Origin of the sequence: Pseudomonas sp., assembly GCF_035512415.1 — a bacterium.
In the GTDB taxonomy this organism is placed as follows: Bacteria; Pseudomonadota; Gammaproteobacteria; order Pseudomonadales; family Pseudomonadaceae; genus Aquipseudomonas.
In genome coordinates, this window is sequence record NZ_DATKDZ010000020.1 from 163,897 (window position 1) to 183,868 (window position 19,972).

Consider the following 19,972-nt stretch of genomic DNA (forward strand, 5'->3'; position numbering starts at 1 on the left):
TTCGATCAACCGGGGTTTTGTCAGCGGGGCAGTGGGTTGTTAACGCGGCCGAGCCGCTTAACTTTTTCCACCTGTTACAGCGTTAGAAGTCCAGGTTGGACACCGCCAGGGCGTTGGTCTCGATAAAGTCTCTACGCGGCTCTACGGCATCGCCCATCAGGGTGTTGAAGATCTGATCGGCAGCGATCGCGTCTTCGATCCGCACCTTGAGCATACGGCGTACTTCCGGGTCCATGGTGGTTTCCCAGAGCTGATCCGGGTTCATCTCGCCGAGACCCTTATAGCGCTGAATGCTGTGGCGCTTGGTGCTTTCCGCCATCAGCCAGGCCAGAGCATCCTTGAAGGTCGTTACGGCCTTCTTGCGCTCGCCACGCTGCACGTAGGCCCCTTCTTCCAACAGAGTGTTGAGCTGATCGCCCAAGGTGGTAACGGTCTTGTAATCGTTACTGGCGAAAAAGTCGCGGTTGAAGATGATGTAGCTGGAAACCCCGTGGGAAACCAGTTCGACCTGCGGTAGCCAGAGGTGACGCTCCTGGTCTTCGTGCAGGCTGGTTTTGTACACCAGACCGGATTTCTCCATGCCCTTGAGGCGGCCATCGAGCAAACCGAGCCACTGTTGCATAGCCTCTTTATCGGCCAGCTGCTCGACTTCCACGCGTGGGATGTAGACGAAGTGCTCGGTGAGCTCCAACGGGTACACACGGGACAAGCGGTTGAGGGTCTTCATTACCAGGCGGTAATCGTTGACCAGGCGCTCCAGCGCGCCACCGGACAGACCAGGCGCACTTTCATTGACGTGCAGGCTGGCGTCTTCCAGGGCCGACTGGGTCATGTATTCATCCATCGCCTCGTCGTCCTTGATGTACTGCTCCTGCTTGCCCTTCTTGACCTTGTACAGCGGCGGCTGGGCGATATAGATGTAGCCACGCTCAACCAGCTCCGGCAGCTGACGGAAGAAGAAGGTCAGCAGCAGGGTACGGATGTGCGAACCGTCGACGTCGGCGTCGGTCATGATGATGATGTTGTGGTAGCGCAGCTTGTCGATGTTGTACTCATCACGGCCGATGCCACAGCCCAGGGCGGTGATCAGGGTGCCGACCTCCTGGGAGGAGATCATCTTGTCGAAACGGGCTTTCTCGACGTTGAGGATCTTGCCCTTGAGCGGCAGGATGGCCTGGGTCTTGCGGTTACGGCCCTGCTTGGCAGAACCGCCCGCGGAGTCCCCTTCCACTATGTAGAGTTCGGAAAGGGCAGGGTCCTTCTCCTGGCAGTCGGCCAGTTTGCCCGGCAACCCGGCGATATCCAGCGCGCCTTTACGGCGGGTCATCTCGCGGGCCTTGCGCGCCGCTTCACGGGCACGGGCAGCGTCGATCATCTTGCCGACCACGGCCTTGGCTTCATTGGGGTTCTCCAACAGGAAGTCGGAGAAGTGCTTGCCCATTTCCTGCTCGACCGCAGTTTTCACTTCGCTGGAAACCAGCTTGTCCTTGGTCTGCGAGCTGAATTTCGGGTCAGGCACTTTTACCGAAATGATCGCGGTCAGGCCTTCGCGGGCATCGTCACCGGTGGTGGCGATCTTGTGTTTCTTGGCCAGACCTTCCTGCTCGATATAGGCGTTCAGGTTACGCGTCAGCGCCGAACGGAAGCCCGCCAGGTGGGTACCACCGTCACGCTGAGGGATGTTGTTGGTGAAGCACAACAGGTTCTCGTTGAAGCTGTCGTTCCACTGCAACGCTACTTCCACACCAATACCGTCTTCACGCTGGATGGTGAAGTGGAACACCTGATTGACCGCAGTCTTGTTGACGTTCAGGTATTCGACGAAGGCGCGCAAACCGCCTTCGTATTTGAACAGTTCTTCCTTACCGCTGCGCTCATCTTTGAGCACGATACCGACGCCCGAGTTGAGGAACGACAGTTCGCGCAGGCGCTTGGCCAGAATATCCCAGCTGAAATGGATATTGGCGAAGGTGTCCGCGGAGGGCTTGAAGTGGATCTGGGTGCCTGTGGTTTCCGAGTCACCGACGATGCGCATTGGCTCTTGCGGCACACCATGTACGTAGGTCTGCTCCCAGATATGGCCGCTGCGGCGCACGGTGAGCAGCAGATGCTCGGACAGGGCGTTGACCACCGAAACACCAACGCCGTGCAAACCACCAGAGACCTTGTAGGAGTTGTCGTCGAACTTACCGCCGGCGTGCAGCACCGTCATGATCACTTCGGCGGCGGAGACACCTTCTTCCTTGTGGATATCCACCGGAATGCCACGACCGTTATCGCTCACGCTGACGGACTCATCCGGGTGGATGGTGATGGTGATATCGCTGCAATGACCGGCCAGGGCCTCGTCGATCGAGTTATCGACCACCTCGAATACCATGTGGTGCAGACCGCTGCCATCGTCGGTATCGCCGATGTACATGCCAGGCCGCTTGCGTACGGCATCCAGGCCCTTGAGGACCTTAATGTTATTGGAGTCGTACGTTTGGTTTTCGCTCATGCCTTCACTCCCGGTGGTCGTGGGTCTGGGTAATGCCACCATGTTCCACGTGGAACATGGCAACTGGCGTATCCGTGCGCCAGCCTTCCCTCAACAATTCATGGTCTACACAGGTGATAAACACCTGGCAGTGCAAGTCTTCCAACAATCGGCACAGCGCACGCCGGTGCTGCTCATCCAGTTCTGACGGCAAGTCATCCACCAGATAAATGCATTGGCCGCGCTTGGCCTGATTCACTAAGTGGCCCTGCGCAATGCGCAAGGCACATACAACTAATTTCTGTTGCCCCCGGGAGAGAATCTCGGCGGCGTTATGCGCTCCCAGACGCAACCTCAGATCGGCGCGCTGGGGTCCAGCCTGGGTATGGCCCAATTGCTGGTCGCGGGACAGGGTAGAGGCGAGCACGCTATTCAGCTCGCGTTCCTTATCCCAGCCTCGGTAGTAACTGAGGGTCAAGCCATGCAGTTCCACCAGCTCACTCAGGGTGCGCTCGAAAACCGGTTTTAGGGCCTGAATATAAGCCCGTCGATAACCGTCGATCTCGTCGCTGGCCAGGCACAACTCACGGTCCCAGGCCGCCTGCGAAGCGGCGTCAAGTGTACCATGCCGCAGCCATGAGTTCCGCTGACGCAAGGCCTTCTGCAGGCGCTGCCAGGCCGAGAGAAAGCGTGGTTCCACGTGGAACACTCCCCAATCGAGGAACTGTCTGCGGATCTTCGGCGCGCCTTCGAGCAGACGGAAACTGTCCGGATTGATCAGCTGCAGCGGCAAGGTTTCAGCAAGCTGTGCGGCACTGCGCGCATTCTGTCCGTCGATGCGGATCTGGAACTCACCCTGACGATCACGGGAAACACCCAGGTTGCTCTGACGGCCATCGGCCAGTTGCACTTGGCCGAAGATGGTGCAGGCCGGTTGCTCGTACTGGATAACCGGCATCAGCCGAGTACTGCGAAAGGAGCGAGCCAGACCCAGCAGATGAATGGCTTCGAGCAAACTGGTTTTGCCGCTGCCGTTGTCGCCGGAAAGGATATTGATGCGCGGGGAGGGGGAGAGGGTCACCGGGTGCAGATTACGCACCGCGGTGACGGTAAAGCGAGTCAGGGACATTTAGTGGTTACAGGCGCATCGGCATAACAACATAGGACGAATCATCGTTATCGGCTTCCTGCACCAGAGCACTGCTGTTGGCATCGGAGAGAATCAGACGCACCTGCTCGGTGGTCATCACGCTCAGCACGTCGAGCAGGTAGCTGACGTTAAAGCCGATTTCCAGCGCACCGCCGTTGTAGTCCACGGCGATCTCTTCTTCGGCTTCTTCCTGCTCCGGGTTGTTGGCCTGAATTTTCAGCAGACCGGATTCCAGTTGCAGGCGAATGCCACGGTACTTCTCGTTGGACAGAATTGCGGTACGGCTGAACGCTTCACGCAGGCCCTGACGATCGGCAACCACCAGCTTGTCACCACCGCGTGGCAGCACACGCTCGTAATCCGGAAATTTGCCGTCTACCAGTTTCGAGGTAAAGGTGAACTCACCGGTGGTGGCACGGATATGGTGCTGACCAAGAACGATGCTGACGCTGCCGTCCTGCTCGGTGAGCAGACGAGCCAGTTCGAGGATACCTTTGCGCGGCACGATGACCTGGTGGCGTTCAACCTGCTCGATCGCCGCTTCCATCGAACACATGGCTAAACGGTGGCCGTCAGTGGCCACGGCGCGGAGGATACCGGTCTGCACTTCCAGCAGCATGCCGTTGAGGTAGTAGCGCACGTCCTGCTGGGCCATGGCGAAGCTGGTGCGTTCAATCAGGCGACGCAGTTTGCTTTGCACCAGGCTGAAAGTCAGCGAACCCGGACCTTCCTCGACGGTGGGGAAATCATTGGCGGGCAGGGTGGACAGGCTGAAGCGGCTACGCCCGGCCTTGACCAGCAGCTTCTGCTCGTCGATACGGATATCGATCAAGGCGTCCGCCGGCAGACTCTTGCAGATGTCCATCAGCTTGCGCGCCGGCACGGTGATCTCGCCGGGCTCGGCGGGTTCTTCCAGGGTGACGCGCCCAACCAGTTCGACTTCGAGGTCGGTACCGGTCAGCGACAGTTGCTGGCCTTCGACCACCAGCAGCACATTGGAGAGCACTGGCAGGGTCTGGCGACGTTCCACGACGCCAGCGACCAGTTGCAGAGGTTTCAACAAGGCTTCGCGTTGAATGGTGAAATGCATGGTCTAGTCCCTTGCCTAGTGGAGTTGCGTATTAGGTGGTAAGCGTACGCAGCAAATTCTTATAGTCCTCGCGGATGTCCGCGTCGGATTCCTTAAGTTCAGCAATCTTACGGCATGCATGCAATACCGTTGTGTGATCCCGGCCGCCGAAGGCATCGCCAATTTCCGGCAGGCTGTGGTTGGTCAGCTCTTTCGACAAAGCCATGGCCACCTGACGCGGGCGCGCCACCGAACGGGAGCGACGCTTGGAGAGCAGATCGGAAATCTTGATCTTGTAGTACTCGGCCACCGTGCGCTGGATATTGTCGATGCTGACCAGCTTGTCCTGCAGGGCCAGCAGGTCCTTGAGCGACTCACGGATCAGCTCGATGGTAATGTCACGCCCCATAAAGTGCGAGTGGGCAATCACCCGCTTGAGGGCACCTTCCAGCTCACGCACGTTGGAACGGATGCGCTGGGCAATAAAGAAGGCCGCATCATGGGGCAGGTCGACCTTGGCCTGGTCGGCCTTCTTCATCAGGATCGCCACCCGGGTTTCCAGTTCCGGCGGCTCAACCGCCACCGTCAGGCCCCAGCCGAAGCGCGACTTCAGGCGCTCTTCCAGCCCTTCGATCTCTTTCGGGTAACGGTCGCTGGTGAGAATCACCTGCTGGCCACCTTCAAGCAGAGCGTTGAAGGTATGGAAGAATTCTTCCTGGGAACGCTCTTTCTTGGCGAAGAATTGAATGTCGTCGATCAGCAGCGCATCCACCGAACGGTAGAAACGCTTGAACTCGTTGATCGCGTTCAACTGCAGCGCCTTGACCATGTCGGCAACAAAACGCTCGGAATGCAGGTAGACCACCTTGGCATTCGGGTTCTTCGCCAACAGGTGGTTACCCACCGCATGCATCAAGTGAGTCTTACCCAGGCCCACGCCTCCATAAAGGAACAGCGGGTTGTAACCGTGCTTGGGGTTGTCCGCCACCTGCCAGGCCGCTGCGCGGGCCAGCTGGTTGGATTTACCCTCAACGAAGTTGTCGAAGGTAAAGGTGCGATTGAGGTAACTGGTGTGCTTCAAGCCGCCTTCGACCTGTACCGTGCGTTCGGTACGCGCCGGAGCCTGCTGGCTGGCGGCACCGGCCATGGGGTCGAAACTCGAACGCGAGGGTTCACCCAAGGCACTGGTATGCGCCTGCGCCGTTTGTGCAGGCGCGGAAGTCGCGGCCGGGGCCGGCGCAGGTGGCGCAACACTGACAGCGGCGCGGGGGGCGGAACTGCGTTTGCTGCCTATTAATAAGGAGAGGGCCGGCATCAGGCCGTTGGTGCGCTCAGACAACAGCTCGAGCAGACGGGTCAGGTACTTTTCATTGACCCAGTCGAGCACAAAACGGTTCGGTGCATAGACGCGAAGCTCATCGCCTACGGCTTCGACCTGCAGTGGACGGATCCAGGTGTTGAATTGCTGAGCAGGCAGCTCATCGCGCAGAAGCTCGACGCACTGCTGCCAAAGTTCCACTGACACGGATATCCCCTAAATCGAAAGGCGGCGAGGCAAAAAACAGCCGTCATTGTAGCCGGCGAGGCCTGAGTTATCCACACGTAAACCCGGTGACAGGCAAGGAAAATCAAGGTGTTATTGGCTTATACGTGATCTTCGACAAACGGCCCAAGCTCTGTGGATAACCCCACCCAAGCTCATGGGATAAGCCAGGGCTAAACCCGGTGGATAACCCGCCTGTGGGTAAAAACGCATTCCATCCTCAGCTTGTACCCATGCACCGCACAGCCGCAGCACGGCTTTTCGACAGACTTACCCTTGGCTGAGAGCGGCTGATTCAGTGCTCTGCAGGCACTTATGCACAGATCAGCAAGGTGCTAATAGTTACTAACATTACAAAAGATCTTTAAATAATCTCTTCTTTATATTTCTTTATGCAGGAAAAGCCTGGTTGGAAATTGACCTGACCCTCGGGTTTCTCTAGAATTGCCGGTCTCTTAAAACGGGGGCCATTCCGGCCCGTAGTCGACCACCCAGGTACCGCATCATGAAACGTACTTTCCAACCCAGCACTATCAAACGCGCTCGCACCCACGGTTTCCGTGCTCGTATGGCCACCAAGAACGGCCGTGCTGTCCTGTCGCGTCGCCGCGCCAAGGGCCGTAAGCGTCTCGCCGTCTAAATTTCGGTCTTGTGGTGAGTCGAGACTTCAGTCGGGAAAAGCGCCTGCTAACCCCCCGGCAATTCAAGGCAGTCTTCGACTCCCCTAGCGGCAAAGCTCCGGGCAAAAATGTCCTGCTGCTGGCGCGCAACAACGATCTCGATCATCCCCGTCTGGGTCTGGTGATCGGGAAAAAGAGCGTCAAGCTCTCGGTTGAGCGCAATCGCCTGAAACGCCAGATACGTGAATCGTTCCGCCTCAACCAGGACAACCTGGTTGGCTGGGACATTGTCGTGGTGGCGCGTAAGGGTCTCGGCGATCTGGAGAATGTTGAACTGGCCCGCCAGTTCGGCAAGCTCTGGAAGCGCCTGGAACGCAGCAAACCCAGCCCGCAAGCACCTGCTCAAACCGGGGTAACCGACAGTACCCATGCGTAAACTGGCCTTGCTTCCCATCCAGTTCTACCGCTACGCCATCAGCCCCTTGATGGCCAGCCACTGTCGTTTTTACCCAAGCTGTTCCTGCTACGCGCTTGAGGCCATTGAACAACATGGCGTCACGCGTGGTGGCTGGCTGACTCTGCGTCGGCTTGGCCGCTGTCACCCGTGGAATCCCGGTGGCTACGACCCGGTTCCCCCCGCGAAAACCTCCCGTTCCTCTTCGATGGCCGAATAATCATGGATATTCAACGCTCGATCCTGATCGTCGCCCTGGCAATCGTGTCCTATATGATGGTTCTCCAGTGGAACCAGGACTACGGTCAAACTGCCCTGCCGACTGAAAATGCCGCAGTCAGCAGCAGTGTTCCGGGCTTGCCGGATACCACCGGCGCTGCTTCCACTGCTGTCAGCAGTGACGATATTCCGAGTGCAGCGACTGCAGTCGAGCCAGGGTCCATCAGCGTTGCCCCGACGGCTGTCAGTGATGAACTGATTCGGGTAAAAACCGATGTACTGGAACTGGCCATCGACCCCCGCGGTGGCGATGTGGTGCAACTGCGTTTGCCGCAGTACCCACGCCGTCAGGACCGTCCCGACGTGCCTTTCCAGCTGTTCGACAACGGTGGCGAGCGGGTCTATCTGGCCCAGAGCGGCCTGATTGGCAGCAACGCCCCGGACAAGTCGAGCGGTCGTGCCCTGTGGAGCAGCGACAAGCAGAGCTATGAAATGGCCGAAGGCCAGGACCAGCTGCAGGTCGATCTCAAGCTCAGCGAAGACGGCGTCAACTACATCAAGCGTTACAGTTTTATCCGCGGTTTGAATGCGCAGTGCTCGGAAAAAGAGCAGCAGCAGAAAAAGCCGGGTTGCGTTGACCCTGCCGCCTATCAGTTGACTGTCAGCTATCTGATCGACAACCAGAGTGGCCAGGCCTGGAGCGGCAACATGTTCGCCCAGCTCAAGCGTGATGGCAGCGACGATCCGTCCTCCACCACTGCAACTGGCACTGCGACCTACCTCGGTGGTGCGCTGTGGACCACTGAAGAGCCGTACAAAAAAGTGTCGATGAAAGACATCGACAAACAAGCCTTCAAAGAAACCGTTCAAGGAGGCTGGGTTGCCTGGCTACAGCATTACTTCGTCACTGCCTGGATTCCAAGCAAAGACAGCACCAACCAAGTACAGACCCGCAAAGACAGCCAAGGCAACTACATTGTCGGCTTTACCGGCCCGGCCATTCAGGTTGCTGCCGGCGCTCAGGGCGAAACCAGTGCCGTTCTTTATGCCGGCCCGAAGCTACAAGGCCATCTGAAGACCCTGTCGCCTGGCCTCGAACTGACCGTCGACTACGGCATTCTGTGGTTCCTGGCTCAGCCGATCTTCTGGCTGCTGGAAGTTATCCACAACCTGGTGGGCAACTGGGGCTGGTCGATCATCTTCCTGACCCTGATCATCAAGCTGATCTTCTTCCCACTGTCGGCCGCCAGCTACAAATCCATGGCGCGCATGCGGGCCGTTGCACCCAAGCTGGCTAAGTTGAAAGAGCAGCATGGTGACGACCGGCAGAAGATGTCCCAGGCGATGATGGAGCTGTACAAAAAAGAGAAGATCAACCCGCTCGGTGGCTGCCTGCCGATCCTGGTACAGATGCCGGTCTTCCTCGCGCTCTACTGGGTATTGCTGGAAAGCGTGGAAATGCGCCAGGCCCCTTGGCTGCTGTGGATAACCGACCTGGCGATCAAGGATCCGTTCTTTATCCTGCCGATCATCATGGGCGCGACCATGTTTATCCAGCAGCAGCTCAACCCGACGCCGCCGGACCCGATGCAAGCCAAGGTACTGAAGTTGATGCCGATCATCTTCACCTTCTTCTTCCTCTGGTTCCCCGCCGGTCTGGTGCTGTACTGGGTGGTCAACAACATGCTGTCGATCGCACAGCAGTGGTACATTACCCGCAAGATCGAAGCAGCAACCAAGGCCGCAGACGCCTTGTCCTGAGCTGCTTCTAAGCTGTACTAAAACGCCCCTCTTCAGGGGCGTTTTGCTATGCCCCGTTTGGAGAACCCCATGCAAATAGCCCGCGAAACCATAGCCGCCGTTGCCACCGCTCAAGGCCGTGGTGGGGTCGGCATCGTCCGTGTCTCCGGCCCCCTGGCGGGGCAACTGGCCCAGGCCATCTGCCAACGTCAGCTGCAACCGCGCTACGCCCACTACGGGCCGTTCTTCGCCGATGCCAAGCAGGTGCTGGATGAAGGCCTGGCCCTGTATTTCCCCGGGCCCAACTCCTTTACCGGCGAGGATGTGCTGGAGTTGCAGGGCCATGGCGGCCCGGTGGTGCTCGACCTGCTGCTGCGCCGCTGTGTACAACTCGGTGCACGCCTGGCGCGCCCCGGTGAGTTCAGCGAGCGGGCCTTTCTCAATGACAAACTCGACCTGGCCCAGGCCGAGGCGATTGCTGACCTGATCGAGGCCAGTTCCGAACAGGCCGCGCGCAATGCACTGCGTTCGCTGCAGGGTGAGTTCTCCCGTCGCGTGCATGGCCTCACCGAGCGCCTGATCAGCCTACGCATCTATGTCGAGGCAGCCATCGATTTCCCCGAGGAGGAGATCGACTTTCTCGCCGATGGCCATGTATTGAATCTGCTTGATGGCGTACGCACGGATCTTGACGGCGTACTACGCGAGGCCGGCCAGGGTGCCCTGCTGCGCGACGGCATGACCGTGGTGATTGCCGGCCGGCCGAATGCCGGCAAGTCCAGCCTGCTCAATGCCCTGGCCGGTCGCGAGGCCGCCATCGTCACCGAGATCGCCGGCACCACCCGCGACGTGCTGCGCGAACATATCCACATCGACGGCATGCCGCTGCACGTGGTGGACACCGCCGGCCTGCGCGATACCGAGGATCAGGTCGAACGCATCGGCGTCGAACGGGCGCTCAAGGCCATTGGCGAAGCCGACCGCATCCTGTTGGTGGTGGATGCCACAGCACCAGAGGCGGACGACCCCTTTGCCCTGTGGCCCGAGTTTCTCGACCAGCGCCCGGACCCTGCCAAGGTCACCCTGATCCGTAACAAGGCCGATCTGTCGGGCGAAGCCATTGCTCTGGAAGCCTGCAATGACGGTCATATCACCATCAGCCTGTCGGCCAGGTCGAGCGAGGGCCTGGACCTGCTGCGTGAACACCTCAAGGCCTGTATGGGCTACGAGCAGACCGCCGAAAGCAGCTTTAGCGCCCGCAGGCGCCACCTGGAGGCGCTACGCCAGGCCGCCACTCACCTTGAACATGGCCACGCCCAGCTGACCCTGGCTGGTGCCGGTGAGCTGCTGGCAGAAGACCTGCGCATGGCTCAGCAGGCTCTGGGGGAAATCACCGGGGCGTTTAGCTCCGATGACCTGCTGGGACGGATTTTTTCCAGCTTTTGTATCGGCAAGTAGGATGGGTCGGGCCGCGTAGGTTAGCGACGCAGAACCCCAAATCTGCAAGCAACAAAAATCCCCTCGCGTCGCGTAACCCGTCATGGCGTGGCGCATTTCTGATGGGTTACGGCGCATCGAACGTTCTGCCGTCTTTAATATTTCCTGCCTGCGCCTAACCCATCCTACGTCCCGAAATCCCAACTTATGCCATCCAGGCAGGCCTTTGGCTGGGCGAAATACGCACGTTAAACCACTCATTTATCCACCTAAGCCCTGTGGAAAACCCGGCCTAAGCCCTGCCTATAACCCGGTGATAAAACTGAGGATAACGGCCCCTGTGGATAACCATGCATTCCATCCACAGCTTGCGTACGGCAACTGAACAGGCAGATGGCAGGATCAGCACAGACTTTTCAAACGCTGCATACCTTGGTGCTATTGGCCTGTAGCAATCTATCCACAGAAAAGCCGTTGCTAAGTAATAAACATATAAACAAGGCTTTATAAAAATTCATTCTTTTATTCTTTATTAACCGATCGACCTGTTCGAGCTCCCTGAGCAGCTGGCTATTTTTTGTGCAAAAGGCTTCTTTCACACCGGCTAAATCCCTATACTTGCCGCCTTTCCAGCTTTTCAACCCAAAAGCCCCCCAAAATTCTCAACAGGCACGAGGTGCGTGGTGGATTTCCCTTCCCGTTTTCAGGTGATCGTCATCGGCGGCGGTCATGCCGGTACCGAAGCCGCACTGGCGGCAGCACGCATGGGGGTAAAAACCCTGCTGCTGACCCATAACGTGGAAACCCTGGGGCAGATGAGTTGCAACCCGGCTATTGGCGGTATTGGCAAGAGCCATCTGGTCAAGGAAATCGACGCCCTCGGCGGTGCCATGGCCGCAGCCACTGACCGTGGCGGCATCCAGTTCCGTGTACTGAACAGCCGCAAAGGCCCCGCCGTACGGGCCACTCGTGCTCAGGCCGATCGGGTGCTGTACAAAGCCGCGATTCGTGAAACCCTGGAAAACCAGGCCAACCTGTGGATATTTCAGCAGGCAGCCGATGACCTGATCGTCGAAAACGACGAAGTCAAAGGCGTTGTCACCCAGATGGGCCTACGTTTCCTCGCGGATTCCGTGGTGTTGACCACAGGCACCTTCCTCGGCGGACTTATCCACATAGGCCTGCAGAATTACTCGGGCGGCCGTGCCGGCGATCCGCCCTCGATTGCCCTGGCCCAGCGTCTGCGTGAATTGCCGCTGCGCGTCGGTCGTCTGAAAACCGGTACACCGCCGCGTATCGATGGCCGTTCGGTGGATTTCTCGCTGATGACCGAACAGCCCGGTGATACCCCGACGCCGCTGATGTCCTTTCTCGGTCGCGCCGAACAGCAGCCACGGCAGATCAGCTGCTGGATCACCCACACCAACGCCCGTACCCACGAAATCATCGCGGCCAACCTGGATCGCTCGCCGATGTATTCAGGGGTGATCGAAGGCGTGGGCCCGCGCTATTGCCCGTCGATCGAAGACAAGATCCACCGCTTCGCCGACAAGGACAGCCATCAGGTGTTTATCGAGCCAGAAGGCTTGACCACCCATGAGCTGTACCCCAATGGCATCTCCACTTCGCTGCCCTTCGATGTGCAACTGCAGCTAGTGCGCAGCATCCGCGGCATGGAGAACGCGCATATCGTGCGGCCCGGTTATGCCATCGAATACGACTACTTCGATCCACGCGATCTGAAATACAGCCTGGAAACCAAGGTGATCGGCGGGCTGTTTTTCGCCGGGCAGATCAACGGCACCACCGGTTACGAAGAAGCCGGTGCGCAAGGTTTGCTCGCCGGCTGCAACGCCGCGCTGCGTGCCCAGGGCAAGGACAGTTGGTGCCCTCGGCGCGACGAGGCTTACATCGGTGTGCTGGTCGACGACCTGATCACCCTCGGCACCCAGGAGCCCTACCGCATGTTCACTTCGCGGGCCGAGTACCGCTTGATCCTGCGAGAAGACAACGCCGATCTGCGCCTGACCGCCAAAGGCCGCGAGTTGGGCCTGGTCGATGATGTGCGCTGGGCGGCGTTCGAGACCAAGCGCGAAGCCATAGCACTGGAAGAACAGCGCCTGAAAAGTACCTGGGTGCGCCCCGGCACAGCTCAGGGCGAAGCGATTGCCGAACGCTTCGGCACGCCGCTGACCCACGAATACAACCTGCTCAACCTGCTCTCACGTCCGGAAATCGATTACGCCGGCCTGGTGGCCATCACCGGTGGCGGTGCCGAAGACCCGCAAGTGGCCGAGCAGGTCGAGATCAAGACCAAGTACGCCGGTTACATCGACCGCCAGCAGGACGAGATCGCCCGCCTGCGTGCCAGTGAAGACACCCAACTGCCGGCTGATATCGATTACAACGGGATTTCCGGGTTGTCCAAGGAAATCCAGCACAAGCTCGGCAACACCCGCCCTGAGACCCTGGGCCAGGCTTCGCGGATTCCCGGGGTGACCCCGGCAGCGATTTCCCTGCTGCTGATCCACCTGAAAAAGCGCACTGCCGGTCAGCAGTTGGAGCACAGCGCCTGATGTCCGTTACCCCCCGTCACGCCGAAGAACTGAGCCAGGGCGCTCTGGAGCTGGGTGTCGAACTCAGCGCGCAGCAGCACGAACAACTGCTTGCCTACCTGGCCCTGCTGATCAAGTGGAACAAGGCCTACAACCTCACCGCAGTGCGCGACCCGGACGAAATGGTTTCGCGCCATCTGCTCGACAGCCTGTCGGTGGTGCCTTTCGTCGCGGCGGCTGGGGATAACTGGCTGGACGTTGGCAGCGGCGGCGGCATGCCGGGTATTCCCCTGGCCATCCTGTTTCCCGAGCGGCAGTTCACCCTGCTGGATTCCAACGGCAAGAAGACCCGCTTCCTGACTCAGGTAAAGCTGGAGTTGAAACTGGCCAACCTGCAAGTTATCCACAGCCGGGTCGAAGAGTTTAAGCCCGAGCAGCCATTCGATGGCATTTGCTCCCGAGCTTTCAGTTCGCTGGAAGATTTCAGCAACTGGACCCGCCATCTCGGCAGCGAGCACAGCCAGTGGCTGGCGATGAAAGGCGTACACCCTGACGACGAACTGCAGGCCCTGCCAGCGGACTTCCGTCTCAGCGCCACCCACGTACTCAAGGTTCCCGGTTGCCAAGGTCAGCGTCATCTGCTGATACTGCGTCGCTCGGTCTAGGGGGAACGCAACATGGCTAAGGTATTCGCAATCGCCAACCAGAAAGGCGGGGTGGGCAAGACCACCACCTGCATCAATCTGGCGGCTTCGCTGGTTGCGACCAAGCGCCGCGTGCTGCTGATCGATCTCGACCCCCAGGGCAACGCCACCATGGGCAGCGGTGTGGATAAGCACGGCCTCGAGTACTCGATCTACGACGTGCTGATCGGCGAATGCAACCTGGTCGAAGCCATGCAGTTTTCCGAGCACGGCGGCTACCAGCTGCTGCCGGCCAACCGCGACCTCACAGCAGCGGAAGTCTCGCTACTGGAAATGAAAATGAAGGAAAGCCGCCTGCGTTATGCATTGGCGCCGATCCGCGAGAATTACGATTACATCCTGATCGACTGCCCGCCGGCGCTGTCGATGCTGACAGTCAACGCTTTGGTTGCCGCCGATGGGGTGATCATCCCCATGCAGTGCGAGTACTACGCACTTGAGGGCTTGAGCGACCTGGTCAACAGCATCCAGCGCATCGCCGAGCTGTTGAATCCCAAGCTGAAGATCGAAGGCCTGCTGCGTACCATGTATGACCCGCGCATCAGCCTGACCAACGACGTATCGGCGCAGCTCAAGCAGCACTTCCCCGATACCCTGTACCAAACCGTGATCCCGCGTAACGTGCGTCTGGCCGAGGCACCCAGCTTCGGCATGCCGGCGCTGGTGTATGACAAGCAATCCCGTGGTGCCATTGCCTACCTGGCGCTGGCCGGCGAATTGGTACGCCGCCAGCGCGCAAGCGCCCACACCGCAACCGCATAAGGAAATACCCATGGCTGTGAAGAAACGAGGACTGGGACGCGGTCTGGATGCCCTGCTTGGCGGCACCAGTGTCAGCGCCTTGCAGGAAGAGGCCGCCCAGGTCGACAGCCGCGAACTGCAGTACCTGCCCCTGGACCTGATCCAGCGCGGCAAATACCAGCCCCGTCGTGACATGGACGCCACCGCCCTGGAAGAACTGGCGCAGTCGATCAAGGCCCACGGGGTGATGCAGCCCATCGTGGTGCGGCCGATTGCTGAAGGCCGCTTCGAGATCGTCGCCGGCGAACGTCGCTGGCGTGCCAGCCAGCAGGCCGGCCTGGACAAGATCCCGGCCATGGTCCGCGAGCTGCCGGACGAAGCCGCCATCGCCATGGCGCTGATCGAGAACATCCAGCGCGAAGACCTCAACCCCATCGAAGAAGCCATGGCCTTGCAGCGCCTGCAGCAGGAATTTCAGCTGACCCAGCAACAGGTCGCCGATGCCGTGGGCAAATCCCGGGTGACCATCACCAACCTGCTGCGCCTGATCGCCCTGCCGGAAGAGATCAAGATCCTGCTCTCCCACGGCGATCTGGAAATGGGCCACGCCCGCGCCCTGCTCGGTTTACCAGCGGAACAGCAGACCGAGGGTGCGCGACATGTTGTCGCACGCGGCCTCACCGTGCGCCAAACCGAAGCACTGGTGCGCCAGTGGCTGAACAGCAAGGAAAAGCCGCCGGCGGTCAAGGCCGATCCGGATATCAGTCGGCTTGAACAGCGCCTGGCTGAGCGTCTGGGCTCGCCAGTGCAGATCAAGCACGGCAACAAGGGCAAAGGCCAACTGGTGATCCGCTACAGTTCGCTGGATGAGTTGCAGGGCGTGCTCGCCCACATTCGCTGAAACAATTGTAAATGTAGTATTGCCAACCTAGGCACTACAGCAAGGTTGATCGGCAGCAGAGCTGCACCTATACTCGCCGCGCTGTTTTGCATGCTTCAAGTTGGTTAATTTTCGCAGCTTGAATCGGGGTGTCGCTGGTTTGGCTATTCGCAACAAAACGCCGTTTATCCAGCAACCCGGATTTCCTGTTCTGCTTGTGCAGGCAATTGTCTGTCTGCTGGTCACCCTGCTTTTTATTCTCGGCAAGGGTATGACCGCCGGTTACTCGGTTTTACTGGGCGGCATGATTGCCCTGCTGCCGAACGCGTTTTTTGCGTACAAAGCCTTTCGTTATTTTGGCGCGCGTTCGGCAAGAGACATTGTCCAGTCCATCTGGTCTGGGGCAATGGGTAAATGGATTCTCACAGCAGTGCTGTTTGCGCTGGTGTTTGTGGGCATAAGGCAGCTGGATATTGCGGCGTTGTTCGTCGGGTACCTGCTGGCTGTGGCGGCAGCCGCCAGCGCTCCACTACTGATAAAAAATTTCTGAAGCATTAGAGCGTTTGAGGCGTTTATGGCAAACACCCCGGCAGAGTACATCCAGCATCACTTGCAAAACCTGGTCTATGGCGAGCATCCGGAAAAGGGCTGGATTCTGGCCCAAACCCCGGAAGACGTTGCGCAAATGGGCTTCTGGGCCGTTCACGTGGACACCATGGGTTGGTCGGTGTTTATGGGCCTGATTTTCCTCGGTCTGTTCCGCATGGCGGCCACCAAGGCCACCACCGGTATCCCGGGCGGTCTGCAGAACGTTGCGGAAATGTGCATCGAATTCGTCCAGGGCATCGTCAAGGACACCTTCCACGGCCGCAACTCGCTGGTGGCTCCGCTGGCCCTGACCATTTTCGTCTGGGTCCTGCTGATGAACAGCCTGAAGTGGATCCCGGTCGACTACATCCCTGGCCTGGCCCACATGCTGGGGCTTGAATACTTCAAGATTGTGCCGACCGCTGATCCTAACGGCACCTTCGGTATCTCCCTTGGCGTGTTTATCCTGATCATTTTCTACAGCATCAAGGTCAAGGGTCTCGGCGGCTTCACCAAGGAACTGTCGTTCACCCCGTTCAACCATTGGGCGCTGATCCCGTTCAACCTGTTTCTCGAAATCATCGGCCTGCTGACCAAGCCTTTGAGTCTGGCCCTGCGACTGTTCGGCAACATGTATGCCGGCGAAGTGGTGTTCATCCTGATCGCGCTGTTGCCCTTCTACCTGCAATTCGGGCTCAACGTGCCATGGGCGATCTTCCACATCCTGGTGATCCCGTTGCAGGCTTTCATTTTCATGGTGCTGACCGTGGTGTATCTGAGTGCTGCGCACGAAGATCATCATTGATAGCAACTTGACGCCAGTAACCCTGTTCAACAAAAACCTTAACTTCTGAAACTCTGGAGCTTTATTTATGGAACTCGTCTATATCGCTGCTGCCCTCATGATCGGTCTGGGCGCACTGGGCACTGGCATCGGTTTCGCCCTGCTGGGCGGCAAACTGCTGGAATCCACCGCTCGCCAACCTGAGCTGGGCCCACAGCTGCAAACCAAGACCTTCCTGATGGCCGGTCTGCTCGACGCCGTTCCGATGATCGGTGTTGGTATCGCGATGTACCTGATCTTCGTCGTTGCTCCGGCTGCTGGTGCTTAATCACTTTCCAGTGTGATGCGGGGTTCGCCTGTGCGAATCCCCATAGCTGCGAAATTGACACCGCTCATACGAGATAGCACGAGGTAAATCGCTGTGAACATAAACCTGACCCTGTTCGGTCAAACGATTTCCTTCGCTATTTTCGTCTGGTTTTGCATGAAGTTCGTATGGCCGCCGCTGACCAGCGCCATGCAAGAACGCCAGAAGAAAATCGCCGAAGGTCTGGATGCTGCAGGGCGCGCTGAGCGTGATCTGCATCTTGCCCAGGAACGCGCTGCTCAATTACTGCGTGAAAGTAAAGAGCAGGCCAGCGCAATCATCGACCGCGCGAATAAAACCGCCAATTCGATCGTTGAAGAAGCCAAGACCCAGGCCCGCACCGAAGGCGAGAAGTTGATTGCCGGTGCCAAAGCCGAAATTGATCTGGAAGTGAACCGTGCCAAGGATCAACTGCGTGCTCAAGTAGCGGTTCTTGCCGTTGCCGGTGCCGAGAAGATTCTCGAGTCTTCGATAGACGGTGCTGCGCACAATGATTTGGTCGCAAAACTGGCCTCACAACTCTAAGCGAGGCAAGCGATGATCAATACCATTACGCTTGGCCGGCCTTACGCCAAAGCCGCTTTTGAGTTTGCCAGCAGTGCCGGTCAGGCTGACGCCTGGTTGGCCATGTTGTCGTTTTCCGCTGCCGCCGTGCAGACCCCGGAAGTCGCACAGCAGCTGGTTAATCCAGCGTTGACCAGCGAGCAGAAGGTCAAAGTCCTGACTCAGGTATGCAGTGGCCATGTTGATGACACCTTCATCAGCTTTCTGGCAACCCTGAGCAGCAATGATCGTCTGGCGCTACTTCCGGTCGTACTTGAGCAATTCACCGTTTTGAAAGCCGAAGCTGAAAGCACCCTCGACGTTGAGGTGCAAACAGCCTTCGAGCTCAGCGCGGAACAACTACAAACCCTGGCTGCCGCGCTTTCCAAGCGGCTGGCTCGAACTGTCCAACCCAAGCCGGTTGTCAATGCTGCCCTTATTGGCGGCCTGTTGATCCGCGCTGGTGACCTGGTCATCGACAGTTCGGTACGCGGCAAATTGAACAAGCTGGCCGAAGCGTTGAAATCCTGATTTGAGGGAACTGGCATGCAGCAACTGAATCCTTCCGAAATTAGCGAAATCATCAAGCAGCGCATTGGCGCGCTGGATGTGACCGCTCAAGCCCGTAATGAAGGCACCATCGTCAGCGTATCCGACGGTATCGTGCGCATTTACGGCCTCGCCGACGTGATGTACGGCGAAATGATCGAATTCCCTGGTGGCGTTTTCGGTATGGCACTGAACCTGGAGCAAGACTCCGTTGGTGCAGTGGTACTGGGCGCGTACACCACGCTCGCCGAAGGCATGAGCGCCAAGTGCACCGGCCGCATCCTCGAAGTTCCGGTTGGTCCGGAACTGCTGGGTCGCGTCGTCGATGCCCTGGGTAACCCGGTTGACGGCAAAGGCCCGCTGAACAACGTCGCTACCGACGCGGTTGAGAAGGTTGCACCGGGCGTGATCTGGCGTAAGTCGGTCGACCAGCCGGTGCAAACCGGTTACAAGTCGGTCGATGCCATGATCCCGGTTGGCCGTGGCCAGCGTGAGCTGATCATCGGTGACCGTCAGATCGGTAAAACCGCTCTGGCCATCGACGCCATCATCAACCAGAAGAACAGCGGCATTAAGTGCGTCTACGTAGCCATCGGTCAGAAGCAATCGACCATCGCCAACGTGGTACGCAAGCTGGAAGAAAACGGCGCGCTGGCTAACACCATCGTCGTCGCGGCTTCCGCTTCCGAATCCGCTGCGCTGCAGTTCATCGCACCGTACGCCGGTTGCACCATGGGCGAATACTTCCGCGACCGCGGCGAAGACGCGCTGATCGTTTATGACGATCTGTCCAAGCAAGCAGTGGCTTACCGCCAGATTTCCCTGCTGCTGCGCCGTCCGCCCGGCCGTGAAGCCTACCCAGGCGACGTGTTCTATCTCCACAGCCGTCTGCTGGAGCGCGCATCGCGTGTATCCGAAGAGTACGTTGAGAAGTTCACCAACGGCGCTGTGACTGGCAAAACCGGTTCCCTGACCGCTCTGCCGATCATTGAAACCCAGGCTGGCGACGTTTCCGCGTTCGTTCCGACCAACGTGATTTCCATCACCGACGGTCAGATCTTCCTGGAATCGGCCATGTTCAACTCGGGTATCCGTCCTGCGGTCAACGCCGGTATTTCGGTATCTCGCGTAGGTGGTGCTGCACAGACCAAGATCATCAAGAAGCTCTCCGGTGGTATCCGTACCGCTCTGGCTCAGTACCGTGAACTGGCGGCATTCGCCCAGTTCGCTTCTGACCTGGACGAAGCCACCCGTAAGCAGCTTGAGCACGGTCAGCGCGTTACCGAGCTGATGAAGCAGAAGCAGTACGAACCCATGTCCATCGCGCAAATGTCGGTATCGCTGTACGCCGCCGAGCGTGGCTTCCTGACCGACGTGGACGTGAAGAAGGTAGGTGCCTTCGAAGCGGCGCTGCTTGCCTACTTCAACCGTGATCACGCCGATCTGATGGCGAAGATCAACGAGAAGGGTGACTTCAACGACGAAATCGACGCTGGCCTCAAAGCCGGTATCGAGAAGTTCAAAGCCACCCAAACCTGGTAACCGCAGCG

General features: G+C 58.7%; 19 protein-coding genes. 15 read left to right on the forward strand and 4 right to left on the reverse strand.

Annotated elements, in window-relative coordinates; all coding sequences use genetic code 11:
* Positions 1-82: 82 nt before the first annotated feature.
* Genes gyrB through dnaA form a run of 4 tightly spaced genes read right to left on the reverse strand, consistent with a single transcriptional unit; the run spans position 83 to position 6,223 of the window.
* Positions 83-2,500 (reverse strand): DNA topoisomerase (ATP-hydrolyzing) subunit B, encoded by a 2,418-nt coding sequence (gene gyrB, locus VMP31_RS10690; RefSeq protein WP_325506876.1) that lies wholly within the window; start codon positions 2,498-2,500, stop codon positions 83-85.
* A 4-nt stretch (positions 2,501-2,504) separates the two neighbouring features.
* Positions 2,505-3,608: a DNA replication/repair protein RecF gene (gene recF / locus VMP31_RS10695; RefSeq protein ID WP_325506878.1), complete on the reverse strand. Its 1,104-nt coding sequence runs from the start codon at positions 3,606-3,608 to the stop codon at positions 2,505-2,507.
* 7 nt (positions 3,609-3,615) lie between these two features.
* Positions 3,616-4,719 carry a DNA polymerase III subunit beta gene (dnaN, locus tag VMP31_RS10700; RefSeq protein ID WP_325506880.1) on the reverse strand — a complete coding sequence of 368 codons (1,104 nt, stop codon included), beginning with the start codon at positions 4,717-4,719 and terminating at the stop codon, positions 3,616-3,618.
* A 31-nt stretch (positions 4,720-4,750) separates the two neighbouring features.
* A complete protein-coding gene (gene dnaA, locus VMP31_RS10705; protein WP_325506882.1) occupies positions 4,751-6,223 on the reverse strand; it encodes a chromosomal replication initiator protein DnaA in 1,473 nt (490 codons plus the stop codon).
* Positions 6,224-6,746: 523 nt separating this feature from the next.
* Between dnaA and rpmH the strand changes: the two genes are divergently transcribed.
* The 15 genes from rpmH (at position 6,747) to atpA (ending at position 19,964) form a co-directional block, all read left to right on the forward strand.
* A complete protein-coding gene (gene rpmH / locus VMP31_RS10710) occupies positions 6,747-6,881 on the forward strand; it encodes a 50S ribosomal protein L34 (protein ID WP_002551315.1) in 135 nt (44 codons plus the stop codon).
* An 11-nt stretch (positions 6,882-6,892) separates the two neighbouring features.
* Positions 6,893-7,297, forward strand: coding sequence for a ribonuclease P protein component (gene rnpA, locus VMP31_RS10715; RefSeq protein WP_414705447.1), 405 nt, complete (start codon positions 6,893-6,895; stop codon positions 7,295-7,297).
* A complete protein-coding gene (yidD, locus tag VMP31_RS10720) occupies positions 7,290-7,535 on the forward strand; it encodes a membrane protein insertion efficiency factor YidD (RefSeq protein ID WP_325506886.1) in 246 nt (81 codons plus the stop codon). Before rnpA ends, yidD begins: the two co-directional genes overlap by 8 nt.
* 2 nt (positions 7,536-7,537) lie before the next feature.
* Positions 7,538-9,295 (forward strand): membrane protein insertase YidC, encoded by a 1,758-nt coding sequence (gene yidC, locus VMP31_RS10725; protein ID WP_325506888.1) that lies wholly within the window; start codon positions 7,538-7,540, stop codon positions 9,293-9,295.
* Between the two features lie 69 nt (positions 9,296-9,364).
* Entirely contained in the window at positions 9,365-10,732 is a 1,368-nt protein-coding gene (mnmE, locus tag VMP31_RS10730; RefSeq protein ID WP_325506890.1) for a tRNA uridine-5-carboxymethylaminomethyl(34) synthesis GTPase MnmE, read from the forward strand.
* A gap of 662 nt (positions 10,733-11,394) precedes the next feature.
* Complete coding sequence (gene mnmG / locus VMP31_RS10735; protein WP_325506892.1) at positions 11,395-13,287, forward strand: tRNA uridine-5-carboxymethylaminomethyl(34) synthesis enzyme MnmG; 1,893 nt, start codon at positions 11,395-11,397, stop codon at positions 13,285-13,287.
* Positions 13,287-13,931 carry a 16S rRNA (guanine(527)-N(7))-methyltransferase RsmG gene (gene rsmG / locus VMP31_RS10740; RefSeq protein WP_414705448.1) on the forward strand — a complete coding sequence of 215 codons (645 nt, stop codon included), beginning with the start codon at positions 13,287-13,289 and terminating at the stop codon, positions 13,929-13,931. Before mnmG ends, rsmG begins: the two co-directional genes overlap by 1 nt.
* Before the next feature lie 12 nt (positions 13,932-13,943).
* Positions 13,944-14,732, forward strand: coding sequence for a ParA family protein (locus tag VMP31_RS10745; protein WP_325506894.1), 789 nt, complete (start codon positions 13,944-13,946; stop codon positions 14,730-14,732).
* Between the two features lie 10 nt (positions 14,733-14,742).
* The gene (locus tag VMP31_RS10750; RefSeq protein ID WP_325506896.1) at positions 14,743-15,612 is read left to right on the forward strand and encodes a ParB/RepB/Spo0J family partition protein; all 870 of its coding nucleotides are present in this window, start codon (positions 14,743-14,745) and stop codon (positions 15,610-15,612) included.
* A 139-nt stretch (positions 15,613-15,751) separates the two neighbouring features.
* Positions 15,752-16,141 carry a F0F1 ATP synthase subunit I gene (locus VMP31_RS10755; protein WP_325506898.1) on the forward strand — a complete coding sequence of 130 codons (390 nt, stop codon included), beginning with the start codon at positions 15,752-15,754 and terminating at the stop codon, positions 16,139-16,141.
* Positions 16,142-16,165: 24 nt separating this feature from the next.
* A complete protein-coding gene (gene atpB, locus VMP31_RS10760) occupies positions 16,166-16,984 on the forward strand; it encodes a F0F1 ATP synthase subunit A (RefSeq protein ID WP_325506900.1) in 819 nt (272 codons plus the stop codon).
* 67 nt (positions 16,985-17,051) lie between these two features.
* Positions 17,052-17,291, forward strand: coding sequence for a F0F1 ATP synthase subunit C (gene atpE, locus VMP31_RS10765; RefSeq protein ID WP_305252888.1), 240 nt, complete (start codon positions 17,052-17,054; stop codon positions 17,289-17,291).
* A gap of 93 nt (positions 17,292-17,384) precedes the next feature.
* The gene (locus VMP31_RS10770; protein ID WP_325506903.1) at positions 17,385-17,855 is read left to right on the forward strand and encodes a F0F1 ATP synthase subunit B; all 471 of its coding nucleotides are present in this window, start codon (positions 17,385-17,387) and stop codon (positions 17,853-17,855) included.
* A gap of 12 nt (positions 17,856-17,867) precedes the next feature.
* Positions 17,868-18,404 carry a F0F1 ATP synthase subunit delta gene (locus VMP31_RS10775; RefSeq protein ID WP_325506906.1) on the forward strand — a complete coding sequence of 179 codons (537 nt, stop codon included), beginning with the start codon at positions 17,868-17,870 and terminating at the stop codon, positions 18,402-18,404.
* Positions 18,405-18,419: 15 nt separating this feature from the next.
* Entirely contained in the window at positions 18,420-19,964 is a 1,545-nt protein-coding gene (gene atpA / locus VMP31_RS10780) for a F0F1 ATP synthase subunit alpha (protein ID WP_325506908.1), read from the forward strand.
* Positions 19,965-19,972: the final 8 nt, after the last annotated feature.

Excerpts from the sequence above, each read along its gene's own strand:
- gyrB (WP_325506876.1), bottom strand. The coding sequence starts at position 2,500 with ATGAGCGAAAACCAAACGTACGACTCCAATAACATTAAGGTCCTCAAG.
- recF (WP_325506878.1), bottom strand. The coding sequence starts at position 3,608 with ATGTCCCTGACTCGCTTTACCGTCACCGCGGTGCGTAATCTGCACCCG.
- dnaN (WP_325506880.1), bottom strand. The coding sequence starts at position 4,719 with ATGCATTTCACCATTCAACGCGAAGCCTTGTTGAAACCTCTGCAACTG.
- rpmH (WP_002551315.1), top strand. The coding sequence starts at position 6,747 with ATGAAACGTACTTTCCAACCCAGCACTATCAAACGCGCTCGCACCCAC.
- yidD (WP_325506886.1), top strand. The coding sequence starts at position 7,290 with ATGCGTAAACTGGCCTTGCTTCCCATCCAGTTCTACCGCTACGCCATC.
- yidC (WP_325506888.1), top strand. The coding sequence starts at position 7,538 with ATGGATATTCAACGCTCGATCCTGATCGTCGCCCTGGCAATCGTGTCC.
- mnmE (WP_325506890.1), top strand. The coding sequence starts at position 9,365 with ATGCAAATAGCCCGCGAAACCATAGCCGCCGTTGCCACCGCTCAAGGC.
- rsmG (WP_414705448.1), top strand. The coding sequence starts at position 13,287 with ATGTCCGTTACCCCCCGTCACGCCGAAGAACTGAGCCAGGGCGCTCTG.
- VMP31_RS10745 (WP_325506894.1), top strand. The coding sequence starts at position 13,944 with ATGGCTAAGGTATTCGCAATCGCCAACCAGAAAGGCGGGGTGGGCAAG.
- VMP31_RS10750 (WP_325506896.1), top strand. The coding sequence starts at position 14,743 with ATGGCTGTGAAGAAACGAGGACTGGGACGCGGTCTGGATGCCCTGCTT.
- atpB (WP_325506900.1), top strand. The coding sequence starts at position 16,166 with ATGGCAAACACCCCGGCAGAGTACATCCAGCATCACTTGCAAAACCTG.
- atpE (WP_305252888.1), top strand. The coding sequence starts at position 17,052 with ATGGAACTCGTCTATATCGCTGCTGCCCTCATGATCGGTCTGGGCGCA.
- VMP31_RS10775 (WP_325506906.1), top strand. The coding sequence starts at position 17,868 with ATGATCAATACCATTACGCTTGGCCGGCCTTACGCCAAAGCCGCTTTT.
- atpA (WP_325506908.1), top strand. The coding sequence starts at position 18,420 with ATGCAGCAACTGAATCCTTCCGAAATTAGCGAAATCATCAAGCAGCGC.